Annotated in this window: 22 protein-coding genes and 1 pseudogene; 8 read left to right on the top strand and 15 right to left on the bottom strand. The window is 66.5% G+C overall.

The genetic code is table 11. The annotated features are described in order from the left end of the window. Nucleotides 1-206: 206 nt before the first annotated feature. Nucleotides 207-947, top strand: coding sequence for a lysozyme inhibitor LprI family protein (locus tag CR918_RS01645; RefSeq protein WP_243378942.1), 741 nt, complete (start codon nt 207-209; stop codon nt 945-947). Between the two features lie 50 nt (nt 948-997). After that, complete coding sequence (locus CR918_RS01640) at nt 998-2,353, top strand: peptidoglycan-binding domain-containing protein (protein WP_243378940.1); 1,356 nt, start codon at nt 998-1,000, stop codon at nt 2,351-2,353. 71 nt (nt 2,354-2,424) lie between these two features. Here CR918_RS01640 and CR918_RS01635 read toward each other — a convergent pair whose 3' ends face one another. After that, nucleotides 2,425-3,279, bottom strand: coding sequence for a hypothetical protein (locus tag CR918_RS01635; protein ID WP_099782864.1), 855 nt, complete (start codon nt 3,277-3,279; stop codon nt 2,425-2,427). A gap of 92 nt (nt 3,280-3,371) precedes the next feature. On the opposite strand from CR918_RS01635, the gene ybaK reads away from it, so the two are divergent. After that, a complete protein-coding gene (gene ybaK, locus CR918_RS01630) occupies nt 3,372-3,845 on the top strand; it encodes a Cys-tRNA(Pro) deacylase (protein WP_025876549.1) in 474 nt (157 codons plus the stop codon). Continuing rightward, nucleotides 3,845-4,339 carry a hypothetical protein gene (locus CR918_RS01625; protein ID WP_059066027.1) on the top strand — a complete coding sequence of 165 codons (495 nt, stop codon included), beginning with the start codon at nt 3,845-3,847 and terminating at the stop codon, nt 4,337-4,339. Before ybaK ends, CR918_RS01625 begins: the two co-directional genes overlap by 1 nt. A 92-nt stretch (nt 4,340-4,431) precedes the next feature. Here CR918_RS01625 and CR918_RS01620 read toward each other — a convergent pair whose 3' ends face one another. After that, nucleotides 4,432-5,061: an energy transducer TonB gene (locus CR918_RS01620; RefSeq protein ID WP_165780884.1), complete on the bottom strand. Its 630-nt coding sequence runs from the start codon at nt 5,059-5,061 to the stop codon at nt 4,432-4,434. Between the two features lie 98 nt (nt 5,062-5,159). Then, nucleotides 5,160-5,717 carry a DUF3228 family protein gene (locus CR918_RS01615; protein WP_099841918.1) on the bottom strand — a complete coding sequence of 186 codons (558 nt, stop codon included), beginning with the start codon at nt 5,715-5,717 and terminating at the stop codon, nt 5,160-5,162. A 136-nt stretch (nt 5,718-5,853) separates the two neighbouring features. Between CR918_RS01615 and CR918_RS01610 the strand changes: the two genes are divergently transcribed. Continuing rightward, a complete protein-coding gene (locus tag CR918_RS01610; protein WP_099841917.1) occupies nt 5,854-7,377 on the top strand; it encodes an amidohydrolase family protein in 1,524 nt (507 codons plus the stop codon). A gap of 9 nt (nt 7,378-7,386) precedes the next feature. On the opposite strand, the gene CR918_RS01605 is transcribed toward CR918_RS01610, so the two are convergent. Genes CR918_RS01605 through CR918_RS01595 form a run of 3 tightly spaced genes read right to left on the bottom strand, consistent with a single transcriptional unit; the run spans nt 7,387 to nt 10,137 of the window. Further along, nucleotides 7,387-8,118, bottom strand: coding sequence for a LytR/AlgR family response regulator transcription factor (locus CR918_RS01605; RefSeq protein ID WP_099841916.1), 732 nt, complete (start codon nt 8,116-8,118; stop codon nt 7,387-7,389). After that, nucleotides 8,115-9,164 (bottom strand): sensor histidine kinase, encoded by a 1,050-nt coding sequence (locus CR918_RS01600; RefSeq protein WP_099841915.1) that lies wholly within the window; start codon nt 9,162-9,164, stop codon nt 8,115-8,117. Before CR918_RS01600 ends, CR918_RS01605 begins: the two co-directional genes overlap by 4 nt. 37 nt (nt 9,165-9,201) lie before the next feature. Continuing rightward, the gene (locus CR918_RS01595; protein WP_099841914.1) at nt 9,202-10,137 is read right to left on the bottom strand and encodes an alpha/beta fold hydrolase; all 936 of its coding nucleotides are present in this window, start codon (nt 10,135-10,137) and stop codon (nt 9,202-9,204) included. Between the two features lie 215 nt (nt 10,138-10,352). Between CR918_RS01595 and metF the strand changes: the two genes are divergently transcribed. Next, nucleotides 10,353-11,180, top strand: coding sequence for a methylenetetrahydrofolate reductase [NAD(P)H] (gene metF, locus CR918_RS01590; RefSeq protein WP_099841913.1), 828 nt, complete (start codon nt 10,353-10,355; stop codon nt 11,178-11,180). 41 nt (nt 11,181-11,221) lie between these two features. After that, a complete protein-coding gene (locus CR918_RS01585) occupies nt 11,222-11,800 on the top strand; it encodes a DUF4124 domain-containing protein (protein WP_025876564.1) in 579 nt (192 codons plus the stop codon). A 167-nt stretch (nt 11,801-11,967) separates the two neighbouring features. On the opposite strand, the gene CR918_RS01580 is transcribed toward CR918_RS01585, so the two are convergent. From CR918_RS01580 to CR918_RS01570, 3 genes are all read right to left on the bottom strand, one after another. Continuing rightward, complete coding sequence (locus CR918_RS01580) at nt 11,968-12,921, bottom strand: Nudix family hydrolase (protein ID WP_025876566.1); 954 nt, start codon at nt 12,919-12,921, stop codon at nt 11,968-11,970. Nucleotides 12,922-13,017: 96 nt separating this feature from the next. Next, nucleotides 13,018-15,750 carry a preprotein translocase subunit SecA gene (secA, locus tag CR918_RS01575; RefSeq protein ID WP_099841912.1) on the bottom strand — a complete coding sequence of 911 codons (2,733 nt, stop codon included), beginning with the start codon at nt 15,748-15,750 and terminating at the stop codon, nt 13,018-13,020. 265 nt (nt 15,751-16,015) lie between these two features. After that, on the bottom strand, nt 16,016-16,969 hold the full coding sequence (locus CR918_RS01570; protein ID WP_025876571.1) for a M23 family metallopeptidase: 954 nt from the start codon (nt 16,967-16,969) through the stop codon (nt 16,016-16,018). Nucleotides 16,970-16,981: 12 nt separating this feature from the next. Here CR918_RS01570 and CR918_RS01565 point away from each other — a divergent pair, with 12 nt between their 5' ends. Continuing rightward, a complete protein-coding gene (locus tag CR918_RS01565) occupies nt 16,982-17,431 on the top strand; it encodes a DciA family protein (protein ID WP_025876573.1) in 450 nt (149 codons plus the stop codon). A gap of 280 nt (nt 17,432-17,711) precedes the next feature. Here CR918_RS01565 and lpxC read toward each other — a convergent pair whose 3' ends face one another. The 6 genes and pseudogenes from lpxC to murC form a co-directional block, all read right to left on the bottom strand. Next, on the bottom strand, nt 17,712-18,623 hold the full coding sequence (lpxC, locus tag CR918_RS01560) for a UDP-3-O-acyl-N-acetylglucosamine deacetylase (protein ID WP_025876575.1): 912 nt from the start codon (nt 18,621-18,623) through the stop codon (nt 17,712-17,714). A gap of 171 nt (nt 18,624-18,794) precedes the next feature. Further along, complete coding sequence (gene ftsZ / locus CR918_RS01555; protein ID WP_025876577.1) at nt 18,795-20,030, bottom strand: cell division protein FtsZ; 1,236 nt, start codon at nt 20,028-20,030, stop codon at nt 18,795-18,797. A gap of 164 nt (nt 20,031-20,194) precedes the next feature. After that, nucleotides 20,195-21,430, bottom strand: coding sequence for a cell division protein FtsA (gene ftsA / locus CR918_RS01550; RefSeq protein WP_025876580.1), 1,236 nt, complete (start codon nt 21,428-21,430; stop codon nt 20,195-20,197). A 68-nt stretch (nt 21,431-21,498) separates the two neighbouring features. Beyond that, nucleotides 21,499-22,176 (bottom strand): annotated as a pseudogene (locus CR918_RS01545) (cell division protein FtsQ/DivIB); the annotation flags it as partial. Continuing rightward, a complete protein-coding gene (locus CR918_RS01540; RefSeq protein ID WP_099782850.1) occupies nt 22,173-23,177 on the bottom strand; it encodes a D-alanine--D-alanine ligase in 1,005 nt (334 codons plus the stop codon). The pseudogene CR918_RS01545 and the gene CR918_RS01540, both read right to left, overlap by 4 nt. Then, entirely contained in the window at nt 23,174-24,610 is a 1,437-nt protein-coding gene (gene murC, locus CR918_RS01535; RefSeq protein ID WP_025876586.1) for a UDP-N-acetylmuramate--L-alanine ligase, read from the bottom strand. The genes CR918_RS01540 and murC overlap by 4 nt, the downstream gene beginning before the upstream one ends. Nucleotides 24,611-24,628 lie beyond the last annotated feature (18 nt).

The following is a 24,628-nucleotide window of genomic DNA, read 5'->3' as shown; positions in this document are numbered from 1 at the left end:
AAGCAGTCGCTTGCTACGCTCTGTTCCCGCCAACGGCCCCGGCGCGGGATGTTGCAATGCCCAGCCCGCCGCGCGGCCGCCACGGCGCCCCCGTTCCATGGTTCGCCCCATGCCTGCCGCCCGCAGGCCATGCGCTAGGACGCAGACATCAAAGGATAGACATGCAGCGCAGCAGTGAACGTATGACCCGGGCCATCAAGCCCCTCATGACCCTGTGCTGGGTGGCCCTGCTGGCCGCCTGCACCCCGCCCTCCGGTGAAGCCCAGGCCACGACGCCTGCAGCCGCCACCGAACAGGCCAACACCGACGGCAAGGCGGCCAGCGCCCCGGCAGCGGCCGCCGGCAGCACCGCCTGCGCCAATCCGGCATCGCCGGTGCAGACCCTGATCTGCAACGACCCCGCCCTGTTGAAGCAGGAAGGCGAGCTGGCCAAGGCCGAAGCCACCGCAAGCCAAACCCTCGATGCCGCCGGCAAGGCCAAGCTGCAGGCCGAGCAGCAGCGCTGGATCCAGCACACGCGCGACCTGTGCAGCGACGCGCACTGCCTGCAACAGGTATCTGCCGACCGCCTCAAGGTACTGTCGGCCACGCGCGACGGTCTGGTCGACCAGGACGCCTGCGAAGTGCCCGACGGCCAGCAGCAGTGCGTGGACATGCTGGTGCTGCGCGACCCCAACAGCCAGCTGGCGACCTTCAACACGCTGCTGGGTGAAAACGGCCAGAAAGGCAGCCTGCTGGGCTGCACAGCGGCAACCAACATCGGCGCCGGCCACAACGCCCTGCTGGCGGCCAACTGCACCCTGGAAACAGCCACCGGCAAGCGCAACGTGCAACTGTGCAGCAACCAGATGGTCGGCCAGTTCGCCATCGAACCGGCACCGGCTGCCTACGGCACCGAGGCCACCCGCCAGCTGCTCGGCTTCACCCAGCAGCACTGCGCCGGCTGACATCAGCCGGGCGGGCACGGCTCCCTTTTCCTCATTGAAGAACGATGACCATGGCAACGGATTCCACTCTCACCCGCGAGCAGCTGTCCACGCTGTTCCTCAACACCGAACTGGGCGGCAACACCCGCCACCTGGACCATTTTTCATACGCCCAGGAGGGCACCAGCGCCTATTCGTTCGGCCTGGTGCAGTTCGACGTCGGCGGCAACCCCCAGGCCAGGCGCTTCCTGCGCGACAACGGTTTCACCAACGGTGACATCGAACTGCTGTCCCAGCACGGGGGGCTGAGCACACAGCAGCTGGCCGCGCTCGACGCCAAGCTGCAGGCCATTCCGCAGGCAAACATCGACCAGCTCACCAACGCCAAGCTGGACAGCGCCATCGAGCGCGTCGACGAGGCCATCGCCAAGGTGCGTGCGACCAACCCGGCCGCCGCCGATGCCATCGTGGCAAACCCGGAGCTGCAGCTGGCCATGGCCGACTATGACAACCAGTTCGGCAGCATGGGCCCGCAGTTCATCAGCTATCTGGCCGGCAACGCGGAGAAGCTGCAGGGCGGTACCGTCCAGGCCGGCGATCCACCAAGCCGGGCCGACGTGCAGACCTTCGTCGATGCGACCAAATTCGGCATCCAGTCGCCTGCGGCCGTGACCAGCCGCGATCAACGCTTCGACACGGCCATGACCCAGCTGGGCATCACCCCAACCCATGCCCCCTCGCACGGCTCGCCCAGCACACCCGGTGCGTCGGCTGGAAGTGGCGTGCTGGTGAACGGCGCAAAGGGCGATGAGGTGCAGGCCATGCAGCAGAAGCTGGCCGACCTCGGCTACACGGGCAAGAACGGTGCACCGCTGGTGGCCGACGGTCATTTTGGCCCAGGCACCCTGCAGGCGGTCCAGCAGTTCCAGCGCGATCATCAGCTGACGGTGGACGGCAAAGCCGGTAGCGGCACCTTGGGTGCGCTGGAGGCGGCAAGCCAGCAGCATCAGCAGGCCGAATCTGCAGCACCGAGCATGGCCACGCCCGGGCACGCCGACAATCCGCGCTACCAGCAGGTCGTCGAAAAGCTGGAAACGTTGGAACAGCAGCGCAGCCAAGGTGGACTATCGCCGCTGTTCCATGACCGCGGCCAGCTGGAGAATGCCGCTGGACAGGTCGCCTACGAGTCCAAGCTTGTCGGCATGTCACAGGTGGACACCGTGGTGGCGCGCCCCGACGGCCAGGGTGTATTCGCGGTGCAGGGCCAGCTGGGCGATCCTGCCGCGCATCGCACCTACATCGACCTTGCGCAGGCGGTCAGCCAGGATCTGCCATCCAGCACTCGCCAGAGCGAAGCGTTGAACGCCGAACAGACACAACGACAGGCGCAGGAACAGGCACAGGCACAGCAGCCGCTGTCGCGCTGATCTGCGATGGATCGGATCCACGCACAGCGTGGATCCTGTCATCCGGTTCGGTATCCACGCGCGGCGTGGCTCTACTGCATGCGCTGGCGGTCGTCGCCGAGGGCGAGGCGGCACTGTTCGCGGAACGCAAGCTGCCAGGCGGGCAGATCAAAGCGCTCGCGCTCCTTGAATGACACCGTCTCGGCAGCCAGCACGTAACAGCGGTTGTGCGACAACCGTAGTGCCGCCTCCCTATCGCCGATCTGCCAACACCGATCGATGCAGGCCTGCATCAACGCATAGTCCGGGTTGTCCCTGGCACCGCCAAAGGCGAAGCCCATCTGCTGCGCCATCGCCACCACCGGATCCTCACCAGCATGCGCCGATTTCAGGATGCGCAGCACGCCTGCTTCGGGCACGCCAAAGGCCCAGTTGGCCAGCACGGCCGAGCGCGCCGCGCGCACCGCCAGCTCGGCATTGCGCAACCGCATGTGCTGGCCAGCGAGCATGGCCCAGCCCTTCTGCAGGTCTGGAAAAGCCGCGGTTGCGGCGTCGAGCAGTGGGATCGCAGCGGCGGGCTCGCCCGCTGCTACATGTCCCTGCGCCGACTCGACAAGCCGGAAAGGCGAGTCTGCGTCGTCCACATCATGCGCGCGCGGATCCCACTCGTCGTCATCCCACGCATCCTCGTCCAGCGCGCGATTGATGCCCAACCAGTGCACGAACACGTCCAGCGAAGAATGGCTGTAGACCATCCTGCCCTCGTCATGGAACATCTCGCAGACCAGCGGCAATGCGCCTTCGCGCCCCAATGGCCAGTACAGCCCGAAACAATCGCCGTTGCCCAACGCGCCTTCGGCGATCGGCAGAAAACCCTGCGGTGGATACGGGCCCGCTGCCACTTCGGTGTCAAAGGTCAGGTCGTGGAGGTGAGCGGGTGCGCGCATGCTGGAGCCTGGGAAAGCCGACGTGCAGTATCGCAGGGCGCGGCAATAGCCTCGGTCAAGGCAATGCCCGCGCGCGGCGCTACGATATGCCCATGACCCCGGCCATCAACCTGCTCAAGCGCGAGAAGATCGCCCATACCGTGCACAGCTACGTGCACGATGCCCATGCCGAATCCTACGGCGGCGAAGCCGTCGAAAAGCTGGGCCTGGACCCGGCACAGGTATTCAAGACCCTGCTGGCCAGCACCGAAACGCACGAACTGCTCGTTGCCATCGTGCCGGTGGCCGGCCAGCTTGATCTGAAAGCACTGGCCGAGGCGGCCGGCTGCAAAAAGTGCGAGATGGCCGCCGTCGATGCCGCGCAGCGCGCAACCGGCTATCTGGTCGGCGGCATCAGCCCGCTTGGGCAGAAGAAGCGCCTGCGCAGTTTTCTCGACGCCAGCGCGCAGGCACTCCCCACCCTGCACGTCAGCGCGGGACGGCGTGGCCTGGAAGTGGAACTGGCACCGGCCGACCTGCTGCACCTGACCGGCGGCCACTACGCCGCGATCGGCAGGCCCCGTTGATGCGCTGGCCCTGGTCCACATCGCCGCCACCGCGGCTGGACGACCCGCAAGCCGATGTACTGCTGCAGGACCTGCTGTCGCGCGATGCCAGTCGTATCCATGCCGCCAGCAGCCGCCTGGCACGGTTGTTCAGCGCTACGACGCTGGATGCGCTGGCGCCGCAGACCGAGGGGATCGAGCAGGCCTGCCAGGGCGTGCAGCTTGGCGGTGCGCTGGTCAGCAACGATGTGCACCTGCAAGCCGCACTGCGCCGCCTGCGCTATTGGCGTGAGCGCAAAGGCTGCCTGTGCGCGCTGTATCCGGATTACCTGTTCTTCGACCCACGCCGGCTCATCGAGCAGGGGCATGTGCGGCTGCTGGAACAGGGCGTGGCCGAGGATGGCTGGGGCGACCGCCATCGGGTGGCCTGCACCTGCTGCGGCCAACACTGGGATGCCACCGACCGCGAGTACCACTACCCGTGGTGGGAGTGGACCTTGCTCGCCCTTGATTGAAGCCACGCGTGGCGTGGCTCTACTGCGAAGGCGGATCCACGCCAAGCCTGGTTGTGCCGGCTCCCGCTACGAAAGCCAGGAGAGCACGTCCTTCATTCGTTGAGAGCAAAGGTCACCGGCACGTCCATCACACTCATGGCGGGCAACGCGGGCTGTTGCGCGTCGCGTTGCATGGCCCACAAGCGGAGCCCCTTGGCCGCTGCCGCGTCCAGCACCGCGTGACCACTGGACACGCGTACCACGGCCGCGACAATCCTGCCGTCCCCGTTCACCAGCGCCTTCAGCTGCACTTTGCCCTGCAACCCGTCACGTACAGCCGCAGAGGGGTACTCGGGGAATTCACGCCTCCAGTTGCCGCTGGCCGCAGGGAACAGTGTCGCCTTGGACGACAGCGGGCAGCGCGCAGGGAATCGCAGCACCAGTGACAGCGGCTGCGCGGACGGCTGCGGTTCCGCAGCGGCCTTGCATACCGCCATCGACACCGCTTCCAGCATGCGTTGCTGGCGCACCAGCGCTTCCGCATCCGCAGCCACGACGTGCAGCGTGCAGCGCCCTTGCTGGGCACGCGCCTCCATGCTGCTGACGCCCACATCCTGGATCGATGCCGCGTTGCTCAATCCACCGCATGCGGCGTTGGCATCGTAACGCTGGGCTGAACTCTCGGCTGAACCCAGCAAGGCGCCCAGCGCCACCGCCAACGGCATCCACCATCTGATCGTCATCGTTGCTTCCTGCTGTGATGGAAACAGCATCGTATCCCGCGGTGGCCGCAGCGGATTTCACATCGCAGTGCGCTGACGCGCATCGCGATGCTGTGTTCTCACGGCCGCCAGTTGGCGTTGTTCTCCCAGAACGCCACCGCGCGCTGATAGGCTTCGCGGTCCAGCGGCACGCCCGAACCGCCCTCCTCCACGCCCAGCGCATTGCGCATCATCGTGATCGGTGCCATCGGTACTTCTGCCGGTTCAGCGGTATAGATGCAGCCGACGATGCCCCAGTCCGCATCGATGGGTGAACCTTCCTTGGCCAGCTGCTCGGCGCTGTACAGGATCACAACCAGGTAATTGGCCCGTGGCGATTCCACGCCCTCGAACCAGCGCACCAGCACCGGCAGTTCCTCACGGTTGCGCGCCTCGTAGCCGCTGCGCAGCAGGTGCCGGTTGGCATCGGTGACCGGCACGGTCAGGCAGCGCGTGCTGGTCCAGTTTTCATAGACGAACAGCTTGCAGAACGGTGCATAGCCATCGAGCACCTTAAGCGGCGGGTGCGCGTTGAGATGCGCCTGGAACTGCTCGGCGCTGCAGTCCTGGATGGTGTTGCCGCGCGGTACGCGCGGGAACAGGCGGGGGCGGGCGAAATCGGTGAGGACGATGGACATGGCGCGGCGTGATCGAAGAATCCGCTGCACAGGGTAACCGCCACCGGCGGTGCAAGGGGAGCAGGCCGAGAGTCACTGGCATCCGAACCGGACTTGCCCCACCCTGCCTTCGACCCACCGTAGGGATTGCAGGCTCATGGATGCAGCACGCGCGTTGTCCCCTTCCCCTCGATCACACCAACGGCCTCTGCTGAAGGCAGTAGCGGCTGTGCTTCTCGCTCCGCCCCTGCTGTTCGCTGCCGCCCTGATCTGGCCGTTGCCAGCGCCGCCGCCACCCGATGTCGGCAACAGCCGGGTGATCATCAATGCGCGGGTGGTGGACGTGCAGAACGGCGTTGCCAGCGCGCCCACCACTGTAACGGTGCGCAACGGCACCATCATCGCCATCGGCAATGGCCCCCACGACGCCACCTTGCACGTATTCGACGCCGGTGGCCGCTGGCTGCTGCCTGGCTTCTGGGACATGCATACCCACGCACTGCAGTTGTCTCCGCAACTGCAGTTCCCGTTGATGCTGGCCAACGGCATCACCGGCACCCGCGACATGATGGACTGCCCGCAGCCGACCGATCCGCTGATCGCCTGCGTCGCTGACAAGCGTCGCTGGAGCGCACAGGCCATCGCTGGCACGTTGACCGCGCCGCGATTCGTGCAGGTGGCAAGCTTCTACTTCGAAGACCCTGCGCTGGCACCACAGGACGCCGTCCGTCGCGCGCGTGAGTACGCCGAGCGCGGCGTGGATGCACTGAAGGTCTACAACCGGCTGCGCCCGGATACCTACCAACGGCTGGCTGCCGAGGCGCGGCAACTGCATCGTCCGCTGGTGGGCCACCTGCCCAGGGCGGTGGCGCTGGAAGAGGCACTGCAGGCCGGACAGCACAGCTTTGAACACGCGCATCTGTTCGTTCGCCACTGCTCCGGCTCCGCAGCTGCATGGCGCAGCGGGACGCTGGACGGTGAAGACCCGACAGCCTTGGCCGAGCACTTGGTGGACAGCTATGCGCCTGCAAGGTGCAAGGCCGCCTTCGCGCTGATGCAGGCCAGCGGCAGCGCCTTCGTGCCCACTCATGTCACCCGCGAGGAGGATGCCCGCGCGCGCGATCCGGGCTTCATCGATGATCCGCGACTGGCGTACCTCGATCCGCTTTCGCGCTGGGCCTGGCGCGACGACCTGCAGGCCACGGTCACCCGCCATCCAGGCCAACGTGGCGAGCGCGCGCTGCACGCCTATTTCAATCATGGCCTGGCACTGACCGGCGCTGCGCACCGCGCCGGTGTTCCGGTGCTGGTGGGCACCGACACCGGGCTTGGCGGCTTCCGCTATCACGATGAACTGCAACTGCTGCACCAGGCCGGACTCAGCCAGGCCGACGTGCTGCGCGCAGCCACGTTGCACGCCGCACAGCACCTTCGCCTGCAGGCCCGGCATGGCAGTGTCGAGGTCGGCAAAGCGGCCGACCTGGTGCTGCTGGACGGCAATCCTCTGCTGGACATCGGCAACAGCCGGCGCGTGCATGCGGTGCTGCTGGCCGGCCACCTCTACGACCGTCCAAGGCTGGATGCACTGCTGGCCTACTCCCGCGCGCAGGCACGCTCACCTGCGGTGATGGCGCGGCTGCTGTGGGGATTCGTGACCAGCCCGGTCAGCGCGGAACTGTAGGATCGGCGGCTACAGCGCCATCCGCTCGCGCAGCTCCCGTGCCTGCCGCCGCGATACCTCCACTTCACTGCCATCATCCAGTGCCAGATCGTAGCCATCGCCAATGCTCGGCGTGACCGCACGGATGCGCCGCAGGTTGACCAGCGTGTTGCGGTTGGCACGAAAGAAAAGGTCCGATGGCAAGCGTGCTTCCAACGCGCTCAGGCTGCGGGCCAGCAATGCGTTCTGGTCGCGGAACCACAGCCGCGTGTAGTTGCCGTCCACCACCAGCCGACGGATCTCGGCAATGGACACGAACCAGCAGCGCTCGCCTTCGCGCACGAACACCTGGTCCTGCGCACCCAGCGTGCCGTGCACTGTGGGAGGTTCGGTATCCAACGCCGCATGATGACGCGCACGCTCCAGCGCTTCCAGCAGTCGCGGCGCTTCCACCGGCTTCACCAGGTAATCCAGTGCATTGGCCCGGAACGCGCGTACTGCGTAGGTGTCGTAGGCAGTGACGAACACCACCGAGGGCACCCTTTCCAACCCGTCCAGTACATCGAAGCCGGTACCGGAGGGCATCTGCACATCCAGCAGCACCAGGTCCGGCGCCAGCGTGGCGATCGCCTCGCGCGCAGCAGGCACATCGTCGGCCTCGCCCACGCACTGCACCCACGGCAGCGCCGACAGCAGCGTCCGCAGCTCCTGTCGCGCCAGCCGTGCATCATCGACAATCAGCACACGCAGCACGGCCGTCATTGCGGAATCTCCAGCAGCGCCTGCATGCGGTCGCCGAGCGGCTGCAGGGTGAAACGGCCGCGCGTGCCAAGCTGCGCGCGCAGGTAGGCCAGTCCCACACCATGCCCTTGCGCAGGTTCGCTGCCAGTGCAGAGCGGGTTGTCCACCTGGAGGCGCAGCAGGTCATCGTCCAGCGACGCGCGGATATGTACCTCGCCGCCGCCAGCGCGGCTGGCAATGCCATGTTTTATCGCGTTCTCCACCAACAGCTGCAGTGCCATCGCAGGCAGTTGTGCCTGCACAGCCTCTGCGGCGATCTCCCGCCGCACCTGCAGGCGCTGTTCGAAGTGGATCGCCTCGATGGCCAGATAGTCGTCGACCACTTCCAGTTCCTCGGCCAGGGTCACCTGCTCACTGCGATTGTGGGCCAACGCGTGGCGCAGCGTGCGCGACAGGCGGGTGACCATGTCGCGGGCACGCTCGGGATCTTCCAGAATCAGCGCTCGCAGGTTGTTCAATGCGTTGAACATGAAATGCGGATTCAGCCGCGCACGCAACGCATCGCGCTCCAGGGCGCTGCGCTCCGCCTCCACGCGCAATCGCGCCAGCTCGCTGTGGCGCGCGCGGCGCAAGCCATGCAGGCCCGCCCACAGTCCCGTCCACATCAAAAGGAACAGGGCGGTGTTCATCCAGTACAGCACGACCGACGACAGCTGGTAGTCGGCACGCCCACCGGGCAACTGCACCCAGCCCATGGCCAGCGCCGGCAACAACAACGCCGCCGTCAGCGCCTGTGCAATGCTGGCACCGACCACCACGCCAGTTGCCAGTTTCAACACCAGGCTGCCCAGACTGCCATCCCACCAGCGCTGCCGCAGTGCGACCGAACGCAGCGCGCCGCTGCACAACCACAGGGAAACGGCAATGCTGAGGGAGATCAACACCACGCCGCTGAACAGCGTACCGCCGCCGATACGCACCCCCAGCCACAGGCTGTACGTCGCATAGCCTGCCCACGCCAGCGCGTTGAGGATCCAGAAGCGGCGGGAAGGCGTGGTAGCGTCCATGAGCAGCCTTGGCGGTGGCGGAAAGGGCATACGGCGGTCAGGGATGTGCGGCGAGGAAGTGGCGCACCTGCGCCTGCAGCCAACGCGGATCATCCCACATCAGGAAGTGGTAACCCTGTGCGCTCATCTCGATCTGCACACCCGGCAGCTTCGCGTACTGCGCCTGGAACTGCGCACGGGTACTGGCTTCCGTACCCCCCATCGACTGATAAGCGGCCCAGCTGCCCAGCACCAGGACCGGCGTGTGGATGCCGTCGATGTCATCACGCAGATCGCGCACCAGCATGGAGTACATCGCATCGGCCATGCTCGTGCGATCACTGTCGCGCCCCCAACGCCGCAGCTCCGGCAGATGCTGGGTGCTGCGGGTCAGGGCTTTGGCGGTCGCATCGTTGCGTGCATTGAAGCTGGCCTCATCGGCCGCCAGCAGGCCTTCACGCAGCTGCCCGGCCATCATCCCCACGTTCTGCGCGGTGGCCTGCGGGTTCATCACCGCCGCATAGAACGGCAGCGAATCAACGATCACCAGCGGACCGATGCTATCGGGCGCCTTCAGTGCCAGTTGCATCGCCAGCACACCCCCCAGGCTGTGACCGATCACCGCAACCTTCGACAGGTGCCGCGCCTGCAGATAGCCCAGTAGTTCGTCGCGCATCGCCGGCAGGAAATCGGCCGGGCGCGGATCGACAGGCGCCGCACCGGCAAACCCCGGCAGTTGCACCAGATGGCACTGCACGTCCTCCAGGGCCAGGCAGGTCTCACGCCAGACCTCCGCACTGCTGTTAAGCCCGGGAATCATCAGCAAGGGACGGCCCTTGCCGAGCACCTCGACCTGCACTGCGCCTGCAACGGCGGCTTTATCGACGGCTGTGGCATGGGCTGGGCCTGAGCCAAGCACGGCCATCGCCATGCCGATCATCGCCAGCCTGGCCAAGGCCTTCATCGCGTACCAGAGTGCCTGGAAGATCTTCATCGTCTGCTCCTTCATCGCGTGGGTGGTGCCGGGATTGGGACCAGCGTGGCTTCGCTCCCGTTGCCCCGGTTGCGATTACGGAGCAACGGTCCGTCAGCGGGGCGAACGGTCGCCCGCACGGGACGACGTGACCCGACACATCCATCGCACATCTATCGCACATCCATCTCGATGGAGAGATATACTGCTTCACACCCGATGCCGCCGCCCGTGCCATGACCGCCATCAGCTTCGAGTTCTATCCGCCCAAGACCGACGAACAGCGCACCCAGCTGGACCGTGCCGCGGCCAAGCTGAAGGCCTATGCCCCCGAGTACGTGTCCTGCACCTTCGGCGCCGGTGGCTCGACCCTCAGCTACACCTCCGAGACCGTGCGCCATCTCAACCAGCACCACGGCTTCGACGCGGCACCGCACCTGTCCTGCGTCGGCGGTACCCGCCAGGAAATCCGCGAACTGCTCAAGCTCTACCGCGCCATCGGCTGCCGGCGCCTGGTGGCACTTCGCGGCGACCTGCCCTCGGGCATGGGCTTTCCTGGCGACATGCGCTATGCCTCCGAACTGATTGCCTTCATCCGTGCCGAACACGGTGATGCCTTCCGCATCGAAGTGGGCGCGTATCCGGAAACGCATCCGCAAGCGCAGGACGCCCTGCTCGACCTGAAGCACTTCAAGGCCAAGGTCGACGCCGGTGCCGATGCCGCCATCACCCAGTACTTCTTCAATCCCGACGCCTACTTCCACTTCGTCGACGAAGTGCAGCGGCTCGGCGTGCAGGTGCCGATCACCCCGGGCATCATGCCGATCTCCAACTTCAGCCAGCTGCGCCGTTTCTCCGAACAGTGCGGTGCGGAAATCCCGCGCTGGATCAGCCGCAAGATGCAGGCCTACGGTGACGACGCCGAATCGGTGCGCGCCTTCGGCGCCGAAGTGGTGGCCAAGCTGTGCCAGCGCCTGGTCGAAGGCGGCGCACCGGGCCTGCACTTCTACACCTTGAACCTGGCCAAGCCGACGGTCTCGGTACTGAAGCTGCTGCAAGGCTGAAAAGTACGCTGCGTTATCGCAATCGGCGCTACGCTGCGTCGATGAAGCTCGTCCTGTCCCTGTTGCTGGTCCTGCTGCTGCCCGGTGTCTGCGCCGGTGTGCAGGCGCAGACCACGCGCTTGAACCGCTGCACCGATCCGCAGGGGCAAAGTGTCTATACCGACCGCCCCTGCGACAGCCTGGGCGCGCAGTCCCGGCGGCCACCGCCGGCGCCTTCCGGCAACACCCTGCAACGCGACAGCCTCGGCAGCAGCTGTCCGCGCCGGCTGAGCGAACTGGTGCAGGCTTTGCATACGGCGGTCAGCATCGGTGATGTGAACCGGCTTTCTTCGCTGTACCTGTGGGGCGCGGTGTCCGATGCCGGCGCGCAGCGGATTCTTGGCCAGCTGGAATCGGTGGTGCGGCGGCCGCTGGTGGACGTGGTGCCGGTGTATCCGCGGCAGGATCTGGATGAGGGCCAGGGCATCGCCTCGCAGGATTCGGAAACGGTGCCGATGCCGGCTGCACGGCGACATCCGATCGGGTTGCGGTTGGAGCAGACCCTGCCGGGCAGCGCCACGCGCGCGGCGACCGTGCTTGGGCTGCGGCGGCAGTATGGGTGTTTCTGGATTACGTTGTGAGCGGGTGCTGCTGAACCGCCATCCACGCATGGCGTGGATCTACTGGTCGCTGCGTGGCGTGGGTCCGCTCATCCACGCATGGCGTGGATCTACTGGTCGCTGCGTGACGCGGGTCTGCTCATCCACGCATGGCGTGGATCTACTTGCTTGCGACCCTGTGTATCGCGCTACACAGGCCACAGGCCGCGGATGGCGGCGATACCCTGCCCGCCATGCCGGCGTGCCTCGGCCACATGCTGCGGTGTCATGCCGCCGAGCGCATAGATCGGCAGCGATACCTGGGCGCGCAGCGCGGCGAAGGCCTCCCACCCCAACGGCATTGCATCGGGATGGCTCGCAGTGGCCTGCACCGGCCCCAGCACGGCGAAGTCGCAGCCCAGCCGCTGTGCGGCCAGCAGCTGCTCAAGCCCGTGGCAGGAGGCGGCCACCAGCTGCCCGGACGGCAGCGGCCGTTCCTGCAGCGACTGCAGCTGCTCGCTGCCCAGGTGCACGCCAACGCCGAGGGTGCGCGCCAGTTCGATATCGCGGTTGAGCAGCCACTGCACACCGCGCCGATGCGCGCGCACGGCCTGCTCGATCACGCCCTGACGCTGCGGATGCTCGGCGGGCAGGCGCAGCTGGATGCGTTGCTGCCCCGAAGCCACCGCCTGCTGCAGCTGGCCGTGCCAACGCTGCAGGCCGCCCTCATCGATGTCCGGCGCAGGGGTGATCAGGTAGCAGTCCGGCTGGCGCAGTGCGGCCACCACCGGCAGGTCAGCCGGCGGCATTGAATAACGGGCCAGCTTGTCCGGCGTCACCCAGGTGATGGCCTGGCCCTCGCGTCCACGCGGGGCGCCCTTCCAGCTGCGCACGTGGCGCACTTCCAGGGTCAGGTCCTTGTCCGGGTAGCGCTGCGGCACGTCCATGATCCACTCGCCCACCTCGGCCTCGATGCCCAGCTCCTCGTGCAGCTCGCGCACCAGCGCCTGTTCGGAGGTCTCACCGGGCTCGCGCTTGCCGCCCGGGAATTCCCAGAGGCCGGCCATGTCGCGGCTTTCGGTACGGCGGTTGAGCAGGATGCGGCCGCGGGCGTCGGTGATGACGGCGGCTACGACGTGGATCGATCGTTTCGGGGAAGGCATGGCCGAAGCATGCCGAAAAGCGGGGCACCGGCGCAATCGCCGGGCGCTTCAAGGCCCAGAACAGGAAAGCCCCGCTTTCGCGGGGCTCTCCGGGGGTCAGCTCAGCTGGCCGTGGCAGTGCTTGTACTTCTTGCCGCTGCCGCACGGGCACGGGTCGTTGCGACCGATCTTGGGCTCGTCACGCTGCAGCTGCGCCACGCCCTGCTGGGCGGCCTCCACCTGCGCCGCCTCTTCGTCGGCGCCGTAGCCGCCAGCGTCCTGGTGCTGGAACTGCGACTGGCTCAGGCGGGCTTCCACCTGCTGGCGCTCGGCCGCTTCCAGTGCCTGCACTTCCTCGTCGCTGCGGATGCGCACGCGGGCCAGCAGGGTCACCACTTCGCGCTTGACGTTCTCCAGCATGTCCGAGAACAGCTCGAAGGCTTCCTTCTTGTATTCCTGCTTCGGCTGCTTCTGCGCATAACCGCGCAGGTAGATGCCCTGGCGCAGGTAATCCATGCGCGCCAGGTGCTCCTTCCAGCTCTGGTCGAGCACGGTCAGCATCACGTGCTTCTCCAGCGCGCGCATGGTCTCTTCGCCCACGCCCGCTTCCTTCTCGGCGAAGTGCTGGTTGATGCGCTCCTGCACCTTGGCGGTGATGCCTTCGGCGTCCAGTTCCTCGTGCGACTTGACCAGATCGGTCAGCGACATGTCCACACCGAAGTCCGACTGCAGGGTGGCTTCCAGGCCACGCAGGTCCCACTGCTCGTCCACCGAGTTCGGCGGCACGAAGCGGGCAACGATGTCGAAGATCACGTCGTCGCGGATGCCATCGACGTTGTCCTTCACCGACTCGGCGTCCAGCAGTTCGTCGCGCTGGGCGTAGATCACCTTGCGCTGGTCGTTGTTGACGTCGTCAAAATCCAGCAGGTTCTTGCGGATGTCGAAGTTGTGGGCCTCGACCTTGCGCTGCGCCTTTTCAATCTGGCGGCTGACCAGGCGGTCCTCGATGACGTCGTCTTCCTTCATGCCCATCATGCGCATGGCCTTCTGCACCCAGTCGGAGGCGAAGATGCGCATCAGGTTGTCTTCCAGCGACAGGTAGAAACGGGACGAGCCCGGATCACCCTGGCGGCCCGAACGGCCACGCAGCTGGTTGTCGATACGACGCGATTCGTGGCGTTCGGTGCCGACGATGTGCAGGCCGCCGGCCGCCTTGACCGCGTCATGGCGCTTCTGCCACTCGGCCTTGATCGCGGCCTTCTGCTCGTCGGTCGCGCCTTCGCCCAGCTCGTGGATTTCCGCTTCCAGCGAACCACCCAGCACGATGTCGGTACCACGACCGGCCATGTTGGTGGCGATGGTCACGGCGGCCGGACGACCGGCGTTGGCGACGATGGTCGCTTCGCGGTCGTGCTGCTTGGCGTTGAGCACTTCGTGCTTCACACCCGCCTTGCGCAGGTGCTCGGACAGCATTTCCGAGGTTTCGATCGAGGTGGTACCCACCAGCACCGGCTGGCCGCGCTTGGCGCACTCTTCGATGTCGGCCAGCACCGCATTGAACTTGCCCTTGCGGTTGAGGAACACCTGGTCCGGGCTGTCCTTGCGGATGGTCGGGCGGTTGGTCGGGATCACCACCACTTCCAGGCCATAGATGCTCTGGAATTCGAACGCTTCGGTATCGGCCGTACCGGTCATGCCGGACAGCTTCTTGTACATGCGGAACAGGTTCTGGAAGGTGATGCTGGCCAGCGTCTGGTTCTCGCGCTGGACCGGCACGCCTTCCTTCGCTTCCACCGCCTGGTGCAGGCCATCGGACCAGCGACGGCCGGCCAGGGTACGGCCGGTGAATTCGTCGACGATGACCACTTCGCCATCGCGCACGATGTAGTCCACATCGCGCTGGTAGATGGCGTGCGCGCGCAGGGCGGCGTTGAGGTGGTGGACCACGGTCAGGTTCTGCGCCGCGTACAGGCCTTCGGTCTCGGCATCGAGGATGCCCGCTTCCACCAGCAGCTGTTCGGCGTGCTCCATGCCCGCTTCGGACAGGTGCACCTGCTTGCCCTTCTCATCGACCCAGAAGTCGCCTTCGCCGTCTTCCGCTTCCTGCTTGACCAGGTTCGGCACGATGCGGTTGACGCGGATGTACAGCTCCGGGGAATCGTCGGCCGGGCCGGAGATGATCAGCGGGGTACGCGCTTCGTCGATCAGGATGGAGTCGACTTCGTCGACGATGGCGTAGTGCAGGCCGCGCTGGTAGCGGTCAGCCTTGGACAGCGCCATGTTGTCGCGCAGGTAGTCGAAACCGAATTCGTTGTTGGTGCCGTAGGTGATGTCCGAACCATAGGCTTCGCGCTTGTCGCTGTGCGGCATGCCCGGGTAGACCACGCCCACGCTCAGGCCCAGCCAGTTGTACAGCTTGCCCATCTGCGCGGCATCGCGGCGGGCCAGGTAGTCGTTCACGGTGACCACGTGCACGCCCTTGCCTTCCAGCGCGTTGAGGTACACCGGCAGGGTCGCCACCAGGGTCTTGCCTTCACCGGTGCGCATTTCTGCGATCTTGCCCAGGTGAAGCACCATGCCGCCGATCAGCTGCACGTCGTAGTGGCGCATGCCCAGCACGCGGCGACCGGCCTCGCGGCAGACCGCGAACGCTTCCGGCAACACCTTGTCCAGGGCTTCACCAGCGGCGATGCGCTGCTTGAATTCCGGCGTCTTGGCCTGCAGCTGCTCGTCGGAAAGCTTCTCGATCTCCGGCTCCAGCGCATTGATCTTGGCGACGATGCGGTTGAGCTGGCGCAGCTGTCGTTCATTACGACTGCCAAATACGCGGGTAAGCAGGCTGTTGATCATTGAGGGAACCGGGTTGGATGGAAATGCCGCACGGCTCCGGGAAGGATCCGTCCGCCGCAAACGAATCAGGGCGCCTGGCGCCCTGTCGATGGCAACACCCATTGTAGCTTGGGATGGGCCGCTGGGGTTTCAACCCTGTGTGGTCGTCTGGGCGGCCGGGACCGGGGTCGTGGTGGCCGCGCTTCGCGCTCGCGGGGCATGGCCCCGCGCTACCGCCGGGATCCGACGGCATCCCGGTAGCGCCGGGCCATGCCCGGCGTTGCAATCAACCGCGGGTGATGCGCCCGACCGGGGTATTGCCGCCATCGCCGAGGAACTTGCGCGGGTTGACCACGTTGCCGTTCTCCCACACCTCGAAGTGCACGTGGGCGCCGGTCGAACGACCGGTGGAACCGGCCTTGGCCACTTCCTGGCCGGCACGGACGAGGTCGCCGACCTTCACCACCAGGCGCGAATTGTGCGCGTAGCGGGTGACGTAGCCATTGCCGTGGTCCACATCGACCACGTTGCCGTAGCCGCCCTTGACCCCGGAGAAGCTGACCACGCCGTCGGCCACCGACATCACCGGGTCACCGACGCGGGCGTGGAAGTCCATGCCCTTGTGGGTGGCGGCACCGCGACCGAACGGGTCGGCACGGGTACCGAAGCCGGAGGTGACGTAGCTGTTGCGGATCGGCATGCGCGAGGGCACGGCGTTCTGCTGCAGCTGGTGGTCGAACATCAGCGATTCCATCACCGACAACTGGCGGCCTGAAGCAGCGAAGCGCTGCTCCAGCACCTGTAAGTCGGCGTTGACGTCCTTCACCGGAATGTCGGCGGTCGGGCCGCCGGCATCGCCGTCACCGAGGCCGGGGGTCTCGTTGAAGTCGAATTCGCCGTCTTCCAGCTTGCCCATCTGGGTCAGTCGCTCGCCCAGGGCGTTCAGGCGGGTGGCCTGCGCCTGCAGCTCGCCGAGGCGGGCAGCCAGCGCGTTGACCTGGGTCTGCGCATCGCGCTGGACCTTGGCCAGCTCGGCCTCCTGGCGGTCGACCTTGGCCTGCAGGCGCGAGTCATTGAGCGCGCTGACACCAATTCCACCGGCAAGGCCGATAATGCAACCTGCGCCGAGCACGCTGCCCAGCAGGGCTCGGGGGCGGTCCTCGAAGTAGAACCGCAAACGCGTGAGCGCCGATTTGGCCTGTCCTTCACGCGTTTTGATTACGATCTTTTTGAATGCCATCAGTGAGTTTTCATGTCTGAGCCGAAATCCAGCGTTCGTCCCGCATCCCGACCGAAACCGGCCCTGGATGCAGTGATGGCGGACAAAAGCGGGAACCCGCTGCGGCGTGCCCTATGGCTCGACGCGCTGGACCGTCAGTTGCGCCCCCAGTTGCCGCCACCTCTGCGCAGCCGTTGCCGGCTGGCCAATGTGGACGGGGAACACCTCGTTTTTCTCGTCGAGTCCCCGGTCTGGCATGCCAAGTTGCGGCTTGCCGAAGCCCAGTTGCTCGACGCGGCCCGGTCCATCGGGCTGAAGGCCACCAAGGTGACCGTCAAGACTGCGTCTCCCACTCCCACGCGCTCCCCAGCGCTCGACAACCGGAATGGACCCCACGCAGTTTCAGCCGCCACGCACAAAGGGCTACGCGACGCCTTGGCAGCTCTGCAGGACCTTCCTTCGAAACCGAAGCGGGAAACCTGAAAGCAGCGGAGCGTCCTGCTCCACTCCCCGTCGCGCGTGTCACCGCAGCGTGAAACATTTCGGGGGCCGGGTCGCATCCTAGCTGGCCCCGGTGGGCCAGTCGTTAGATTGTTGTTAAAACAACGTTAAATTCAGGCTTCGGATCCAACAGGTTCACAAAACCGTGACCTCGGCCCGGCCGTCGCGTCACCAACTGCGCCAGTGCGTCAAACAACGCCGGAAACGCAGACGCCGCCCTGGAAGGCGGCGTTTTTGCATTCAAATTCAACAACTTGTGAAATCAGGCATAGGCCGGTGTGGCGTACACCACCGGGTCCGGCACGGCCGGCGAGTCGTAAGTGACCCATTCCCAAGCGGTGGCATCGGCCATCAGCGCCCGCACCAGCTTGTTGTTGAGCGCGTGGCCGGACTTGAAGCCCTCGTAGGCACCCAGCACCTGGCCGCCGGCCAGATAGAGGTCGCCGATCGCGTCAAGGATCTTGTGGCGCACGAATTCGTCGGCGTAGCGCAGTCCGTCTTCGTTGAGCACGCGGAACTCGTCGAGCACGATGGCGTTGTCCATCGAACCACCGAGGCCGAGATTGCGCTCGCGCATGTATTCCAGATCGCGCATGAAGCCGAAGGTGCGCGCGCGGGAGATTTCCTTGGTGTAGGCCATCGTCGAGAACTCGATTTCCTGGCGCGACTGCTTGGCCGGGATCATCGGGTGGTCGAACTGGATGGTGAAGCCCAGCTTGTACCCCTCATACGGGGTAAAGCGGGCCATCTTGTCGCCCTCGGTCACTTCCACGGTCTTCAGCACGCGGATGAAGCGCTTGGGCGCATCCTGTTCGACGATGCCTGCCGACTGCAGCAGGAACACGAACGGGCCGGACGAACCGTCCATGATCGGCAGCTCGGCCGAGGACAGTTCGACGATGATGTTGTCCACACCCAGGCCGGCCAGGGCCGACATAAGGTGCTCGACGGTCTGGATCTTGGCGTCGTTGCAGGTCAGGCCGGTGCACAGGGTCACTTCGGTGACCAGTTCGGCCTTCGCAGGCACTTCCACGACCGGGTCCAGGTCCACGCGCCGGAACACGATGCCATGGTTGACCGGCGCCGGGCGCAGGGTCATGTAGACCTTGTCGCCGCTGTGCAGGCCTACACCGGTGGCGCGGATCGTGTTCTTGAGGGTGCGTTGCTGGATCATGGGGGACGACCGGAAGTGACACAGTAGATTAACACGCAGGGTCCCCTACCCCGGCTGAAACGCCGGTGGGACGCGCGTGAAGCAGGGCGGCCGGGCCCATCCTGGCCCGGCGCCCGCGTTTTCAGGACATGGTGGCGCAACCCGGGGGGGACAAGCCCCGGGCAGCGTCGATCAGTCCGCCTGGCGGCGCAGGAACGCCGGGATGTCCAGGTAATCGTTCGGCAGTTCCGCCGCGGCCGGGGCCGAGGAGGCCGGAGCCGACGGGGTGGAAGCTGCCACGCTGTCGCTGCTGGCACGACGCAGGCCCAGGCCCATGCCGCCGACGGCCTTGGACACGGCATCGCCGCCGTTGTCGAACTCGCCGAACTCCGGCTGGCCGGTGGTGGCGTTGCGGACCAGCTTGATCGGTGCACGCTCACCCGGACGCTGGGTCTTGCTGGCCGAGACGCGGTTCAGGCCCGTGGCGACCACGGTCACGCGCACTTCGTCCTGCATGTCCGGATCGAGCACGGTACCCACCACCACGGTCGCGTCTTCCGAAGCGAAACCGTCGATGGTGCGGCCGATCTCGTCGAACTCGGCCATGGTGAAGTCGGCACCGGCGGTGATGTTGACCAGGATGCCGTTGGCGCCGGCCAGGTTCACATCGTCCAGCAGCGGGTTCTGGATGGCCGACTCGGCCGCGGCCTGCGCGCGGTCATCGCCGCGGGCGGTACCGGTACCCATCATCGCCAGGCCCATTTCGGACATGACGGTGCGCACGTCGGCGAAGTCGACGTTGATCAGGCCCGGACGCACGATCAGGTCGGCGATGCCCTGCACGGCGCCCTGCAGCACGTCGTTGGCGGCACGGAAGGCCTGGATCATGGTCGCGTTGCGACCCAGCACGGTGATCAGCTTCTCGTTGGGGATGGTGATCAGCGAGTCGCAGTGCTGGCTCAGTTCTTCGATGCCCTTCAGCGCGACCTGCATGCGGCGGCGGCCTTCGAACGGGAACGGCTTGGTGACCACGGCCACGGTCAGGATGCCCATTTCCTTGGCCAGCTGTGCCACCACCGGCGCAGCGCCGGTACCGGTGCCACCGCCCATGCCAGCGGTGATGAACACCATGTCCGCACCCTGCAGCGCGTCCATGATGCGCTCACGGTCTTCCAGCGCAGCCTGGCGGCCGACTTCCGGATTCGCGCCTGCGCCCAGGCCCTTGGTGACATTGGTACCCAGCTGCAGCTGCAGCTTGGCACCACAATTCTTGATGGCCTGCGAGTCGGTGTTGGCGGTGATGAATTCCACGCCATCCACTGCCGAGTTGACCATGTGCGCCACGGCATTGCCGCCGCCGCCGCCCACGCCAACCACCTTGATCACCGCATTGGGTGCCATCTTTTCGATCAGTTCAAAATGCGCCATGTCCGTGTCCTCGTTGTATCCGCTTTCGATTGCATGGGCGTTCGGGCGTCCTGCCTTCGTGCTGCATGCCGTCGTTGCGGCTGTGTGGGTTATGTGTGTTGCCGGTGTAGCGTCGTGTTGCCAGTGTTGCAGCCGGGCTGCGCCCGGGTGGTACAGGTGCCGCGTCAGAATTCGCCGCGGAACCAGGTCTTGAGTTTCTTGAACATGCTTCCAGCGCGGCCGGTCGGCAGCGACGGCCGGCGCGGATGCTCGATCTGGCTGCCCATCAGCAGCAGGCCCACGCCGGTGGCATGCACCGGGTTGCCCACCACTTCGCCCAGGCCGGTAACGTGCTGCGGGATGCCCACGCGTACCGGCATCTGCAGCATTTCCTCGGCCAGTTCGACCACGCCTTCCATCTTCGAGGCACCACCGGTCAGCACCATGCCGGCGCGCACCAGTTCCTCGAAGCCGGAGCGGCGCAGTTCGGCCTGCACCATTTCGAAGATCTCTTCGTAGCGCCCCTGCACGGCCTGCGCCAGCGCGTGGCGCGGCATGCGGCGCGGCGGACGATCACCGACCGACGGCACCTGGATGCTTTCCTCGGCGGTAGCCAGCTGGGCCAGGGCGCATGCATAGCGCACTTTGATCTGCTCGGCTTCCGGGGTCGGCGTGCGCAGCATGTGCGCGATGTCGTTGGTCACGTGGTCGCCGGCGATCGGCAGCGAAGCGGTGTGGCAGATCGCGCCCTGCACGAACACTGCGATGTCGGTGGTGCCGGCGCCCATGTCGACCAGCACCACGCCCAGCTCGCGCTCGTCGGCGGTCAGCACCGCCACGCTGGACGCCAGCGAGGACAACACCAGGTCGTCCACCTGCAGGCCGCAGCGCTGCACGCACTTACTGATGTTGGCCGCGGCCGACTGCGCGCACACCACCAGGTGCGCATGCACCTCCAGGCGCACGCCGGTCATGCCGACGGGGTTGCGGATGCCTTCCTGCGAATCATCCAGCACGTACTCGCGCGGGATCGCGTGCAGGATCTTCTGGTCGGCCGGAATCGCCACTGCCTTGGCCGCATCGAGCACGCGATCCAGGTCGCCCCAGGTCACTTCACCGTCGCGGATCGGCACGATGCCGGGCGAGTTCTTGCACTGCACGTGGTTGCCGGAAATGGAGGCGTACACCGAGCGGATCTCGCAGCCGGCCATCAGCTCGGCTTCTTCGACCGCGCGCTGGATCGACTGCACGGTCGATTCGATATCCACCACCACGCCGCGCTTGAGGCCGCGCGACTCATGGGAGCCGATGCCGATCACTTCGATCGGGTTGCCCGGCGAATACTCGCCCACCAGCGCCACCACCTTGGAGGTGCCGATATCCAGGCCGACGATCAGCGATTTGTCACCCTTGCGATTCATGTTCTTTCCTGCGTCCTTCTTGCCGGGGTGCCCGGTGCATTGGCGGGGGCGGCCGGAGTGCCCCAGCTCAGCGTGAAACCATTGGTATATCGGAGGTCGGCGCGCTCGATCGGCGCGGCCTGGTTGGCCAGCTGCGGCAACACGCGCACGAAGCGCTGCAGGCGCGAGCGGGCATCGTCGCGGCCGACCACCACTTCAGTGCCGTTGCTCAGCAGCAGCGACCAGCTGCCGCGCGCGTCCATCGTCAGCCGGCGCACGTCGACGCCTGCCGGCGCGAACAGCGCGCGCGAATCGTTGTACAGCTTGACCACTTCCTCGGTCTGGCTGTCCGGGCCATCCAGCTCGGGCAGCTGCAGGTCGGCCAGCTTCTTCGGCGTGGGGAACAGCTTGCCCTGCTCGGACAGCAGGCGATCTTCGCCCCAGCGCGCGAACGGCTTGTGCTCGACCAGGGTCACTTCCAGCACGTCCGGCCACTGCTTGCGCACCTGCGCGCTTTCCACCCACGGCAGTTTTTCCAGTGCGTCCTGCGCGTCCTGCAGCTTGACCGCGAAGAAGCCGGCATGCGCATACGGCAGCAGCACCTGCTGCAGCTGTTCCGGTGGCACCCGCTTGAACTCACCGTGCACGCGCAGCTTCGCCAGCGGCCAGCGCTCGGCGCCGACCCAGCCATTGACCACGGCCACCACCGGCAGTGCAACCACCGACAGTGCCAACAGCCAGACGAAGATGCGCAGCACCGCGTTCATGCGTGCGATGCCTCCAGGGTCTGTTCCAGCACGCGCCACACCAGCTCTTCGAAGCTGATGCCGGCCTGCCCGGCCGCCTTGGGCACCAGCGAGTGGCTGGTCATGCCCGGCGCGGTGTTCACTTCCAGCAGGAAGAACCGGCCGCTGCTGCGGTCACGCATCACGTCGACGCGACCCCAGCCACGGCAACCGGCCGCGCGGAAGGCAGCCAGCGCGATGCGGCGGATCTCGTCTTCGTCATCACCGTCCAGGCCCGGGCACAGGTACTGGGTGTCTTCGGCGATGTACTTGGCGTTGTAGTCGTACCACTGGCCCTTGGGCACGATGCGGATCGACGGCAGCGCAACGTCGCCGAGGATGGCCACGGTCAGTTCGTCGCCCACCACCATCTGTTCCATCAGCAGCTGGCCGTCGTAGCGCGCGGCCAGGGCCACGGCTTCGTCCAGGCCGGCGTCGTCGGTGACCCGGCTGATGCCCACGCTGGAGCCTTCGTTGGCCGGCTTGACCACCACCGGCAGGCCGAGCTCGGCCGCCAGCGCGTGGACATTCTTTTCGGCCGCTCCCGGCATCCTGCCTCCCGCGGCACTCGTACCTCCGTGTACTTCACGGTACTGCGGGGTCGGCAGGCCCAGCGACAGCCACACCTGCTTGGTGCGGATCTTGTCCATGCTCAACGCCGAGCCCAGCACGTTGGAGCCGGTGTACGGCACGCCGAAGGCCTCCATCAGGCCCTGCACGATGCCGTCCTCACCGCCACCATTGTGGCCATGCAGGATGTTGAACACGCGATCGATGCCGCCGGCCGCCAGCGCCTTGGCCAGCGCCGGAATGCCATCGATGGCGACGGCGTCGACGCCGCGCGACTGCAGCGCTTCGAGTACGTTGCGGCCCGAATCCAGCGACACTTCGCGTTCGCTGGAGCTGCCACCGAGCAGCACGGCGACGCGGCCGAACGCGGCCGGGTCGGTGCTGCGCAGCGGCGGGAAGGTCAGCGTGCTCACGCCTCGCCCTCCGCCTTGAAGCCTTCCACGGCAATGTGGCTGGCGACGGCGCCGATGTCGCCGGCACCCATCATCAGCAGCAGGTCACCGTCCTGCAGCACGTCCGGCAGCACGGTGGCCAGCTCGGATGCCTTGCCCACCACCACCGGCTCGCTGCGGCCACGCGCACGGATGGCGCGGGCCAGCGCATGCGAGTCGGCACCGGCGATCGGCTCTTCACCGGCCGGGTAGACCTCGCTCAGCACCAGTGCATCGACACTGGACAGCACCGCGGCGAACTTGTCGAACTGATCGCGGGTACGGCTGTAACGGTGCGGCTGGAAGGCCACCACCAGGCGCTTGTCGGCCCAGCCGCCACGCGCGGCGGCGAACACCGCTTCCAGCTCGCTCGGATGGTGGCCGTAGTCGTCGATGATGCGGACCTTGGCACCGCTGGCAGTGGTCACTTCGCCCAGATCATTGAAGCGGCGACCGACGCCAGCAAAGCTGGCCAGTGCACGCGCGATCGTGTCCGGCGCCACGCCCAGCTGCCAGCCGACCGCCGCAGCGGCCAGCGCGTTGAGCACGTTGTGCTTGCCCGGCAGCGCCAGTACCACTTCCTGGCTGGTGCCCTGCGGCAGGCGCAGGGTGAAGCGCATGCGCGAACCTTCCTGCACCACGTTCTCGGCGCGTACGTCGGCCTGCGGGCTCATGCCGTAGCTCATCACGTGGCGCGGGGTCTTGGCGGCCAGTGCGGCCACTTCCGGATCGTCGATGCACAGCACTGCCAGGCCGTAGAACGGCAGACGCTGCAGGAACTCGGCGAACGCCGCCTGCACGCGGGCGAAATCGTTGCCGTAGTTCTCCAGATGATCGGAATCGATGTTGGTGATGATCGACATCAACGGATTCAGGCGCAGGAAGCTGCCGTCGCTCTCGTCGGCCTCGGCCACCAGCCACTGGCCACCACCGAGCTTGGCGTTGGCACCGGCCGCCAGCAGCTGGCCACCGATCACGAAGGTCGGGTCCAGCCCCCCCTCGCTCAGCACCGCAGCGGTCAGGCTGGTGGTGGTGGTCTTGCCGTGGGTGCCGGCCACGGCGATGCCGCGGCGGAAGCGCATCAGTTCGGCCAGCATCGCCGCGCGCGGCATGATCGGAATGCGCTGGCTGCGCGCTTCCATCAGCTCCGGGTTGTCTTCGCGGATCGCGCTGGAGACCACCACGCAGTCGGTGCCCAGCACGTTGGCGGCCGAGTGGCCGCGCATGATGCGCGCGCCCAGGCCGGCCAAGCGGCGGGTCGCGACGTTGTCGGCGTTGTCTGAACCGGACACTTCGTAGCCCAGCGTCAGCATCACTTCGGCGATGCCGCTCATGCCGGTGCCGCCGATGCCGACGAAATGCACGCGCGGGAACGCGCGCACCAGATCGTTGGTGTCATGCAGGCGGCGGATCATGCGCGGCCTCGCGCAGGG

Source organism: Stenotrophomonas indicatrix, from assembly GCF_002750975.1.
In the GTDB taxonomy this organism is placed as follows: Bacteria; Pseudomonadota; Gammaproteobacteria; order Xanthomonadales; family Xanthomonadaceae; genus Stenotrophomonas; species Stenotrophomonas indicatrix.
The sequence above is the reverse complement of the archived record's forward strand: the minus strand, read 5'-3'. Positions and strand labels throughout refer to the sequence as shown.

Coding starts and splice junctions, on each gene's coding strand:
- ybaK (WP_025876549.1), top strand. CDS start 3,372: ATGACCCCGGCCATCAACCTGCTCAAGCGCGAGAAGATCGCCCATACC.
- metF (WP_099841913.1), top strand. CDS start 10,353: ATGACCGCCATCAGCTTCGAGTTCTATCCGCCCAAGACCGACGAACAG.
- CR918_RS01580 (WP_025876566.1), bottom strand. CDS start 12,921: ATGCCTTCCCCGAAACGATCGATCCACGTCGTAGCCGCCGTCATCACC.
- CR918_RS01610 (WP_099841917.1), top strand. CDS start 5,854: ATGGATGCAGCACGCGCGTTGTCCCCTTCCCCTCGATCACACCAACGG.
- CR918_RS01615 (WP_099841918.1), bottom strand. CDS start 5,717: ATGTCCATCGTCCTCACCGATTTCGCCCGCCCCCGCCTGTTCCCGCGC.
- murC (WP_025876586.1), bottom strand. CDS start 24,610: ATGATCCGCCGCCTGCATGACACCAACGATCTGGTGCGCGCGTTCCCG.
- ftsA (WP_025876580.1), bottom strand. CDS start 21,430: ATGAATCGCAAGGGTGACAAATCGCTGATCGTCGGCCTGGATATCGGC.
- CR918_RS01565 (WP_025876573.1), top strand. CDS start 16,982: ATGTCTGAGCCGAAATCCAGCGTTCGTCCCGCATCCCGACCGAAACCG.
- CR918_RS01625 (WP_059066027.1), top strand. CDS start 3,845: ATGCGCTGGCCCTGGTCCACATCGCCGCCACCGCGGCTGGACGACCCG.
- CR918_RS01620 (WP_165780884.1), bottom strand. CDS start 5,061: ATGACGATCAGATGGTGGATGCCGTTGGCGGTGGCGCTGGGCGCCTTG.
- lpxC (WP_025876575.1), bottom strand. CDS start 18,623: ATGATCCAGCAACGCACCCTCAAGAACACGATCCGCGCCACCGGTGTA.
- CR918_RS01635 (WP_099782864.1), bottom strand. CDS start 3,279: ATGCGCGCACCCGCTCACCTCCACGACCTGACCTTTGACACCGAAGTG.
- ftsZ (WP_025876577.1), bottom strand. CDS start 20,030: ATGGCGCATTTTGAACTGATCGAAAAGATGGCACCCAATGCGGTGATC.
- CR918_RS01595 (WP_099841914.1), bottom strand. CDS start 10,137: ATGAAGATCTTCCAGGCACTCTGGTACGCGATGAAGGCCTTGGCCAGG.
- CR918_RS01645 (WP_243378942.1), top strand. CDS start 207: ATGACCCTGTGCTGGGTGGCCCTGCTGGCCGCCTGCACCCCGCCCTCC.
- secA (WP_099841912.1), bottom strand. CDS start 15,750: ATGATCAACAGCCTGCTTACCCGCGTATTTGGCAGTCGTAATGAACGA.
- CR918_RS01605 (WP_099841916.1), bottom strand. CDS start 8,118: ATGACGGCCGTGCTGCGTGTGCTGATTGTCGATGATGCACGGCTGGCG.
- CR918_RS01585 (WP_025876564.1), top strand. CDS start 11,222: ATGAAGCTCGTCCTGTCCCTGTTGCTGGTCCTGCTGCTGCCCGGTGTC.
- CR918_RS01640 (WP_243378940.1), top strand. CDS start 998: ATGGCAACGGATTCCACTCTCACCCGCGAGCAGCTGTCCACGCTGTTC.
- CR918_RS01570 (WP_025876571.1), bottom strand. CDS start 16,969: ATGGCATTCAAAAAGATCGTAATCAAAACGCGTGAAGGACAGGCCAAA.
- CR918_RS01600 (WP_099841915.1), bottom strand. CDS start 9,164: ATGGACGCTACCACGCCTTCCCGCCGCTTCTGGATCCTCAACGCGCTG.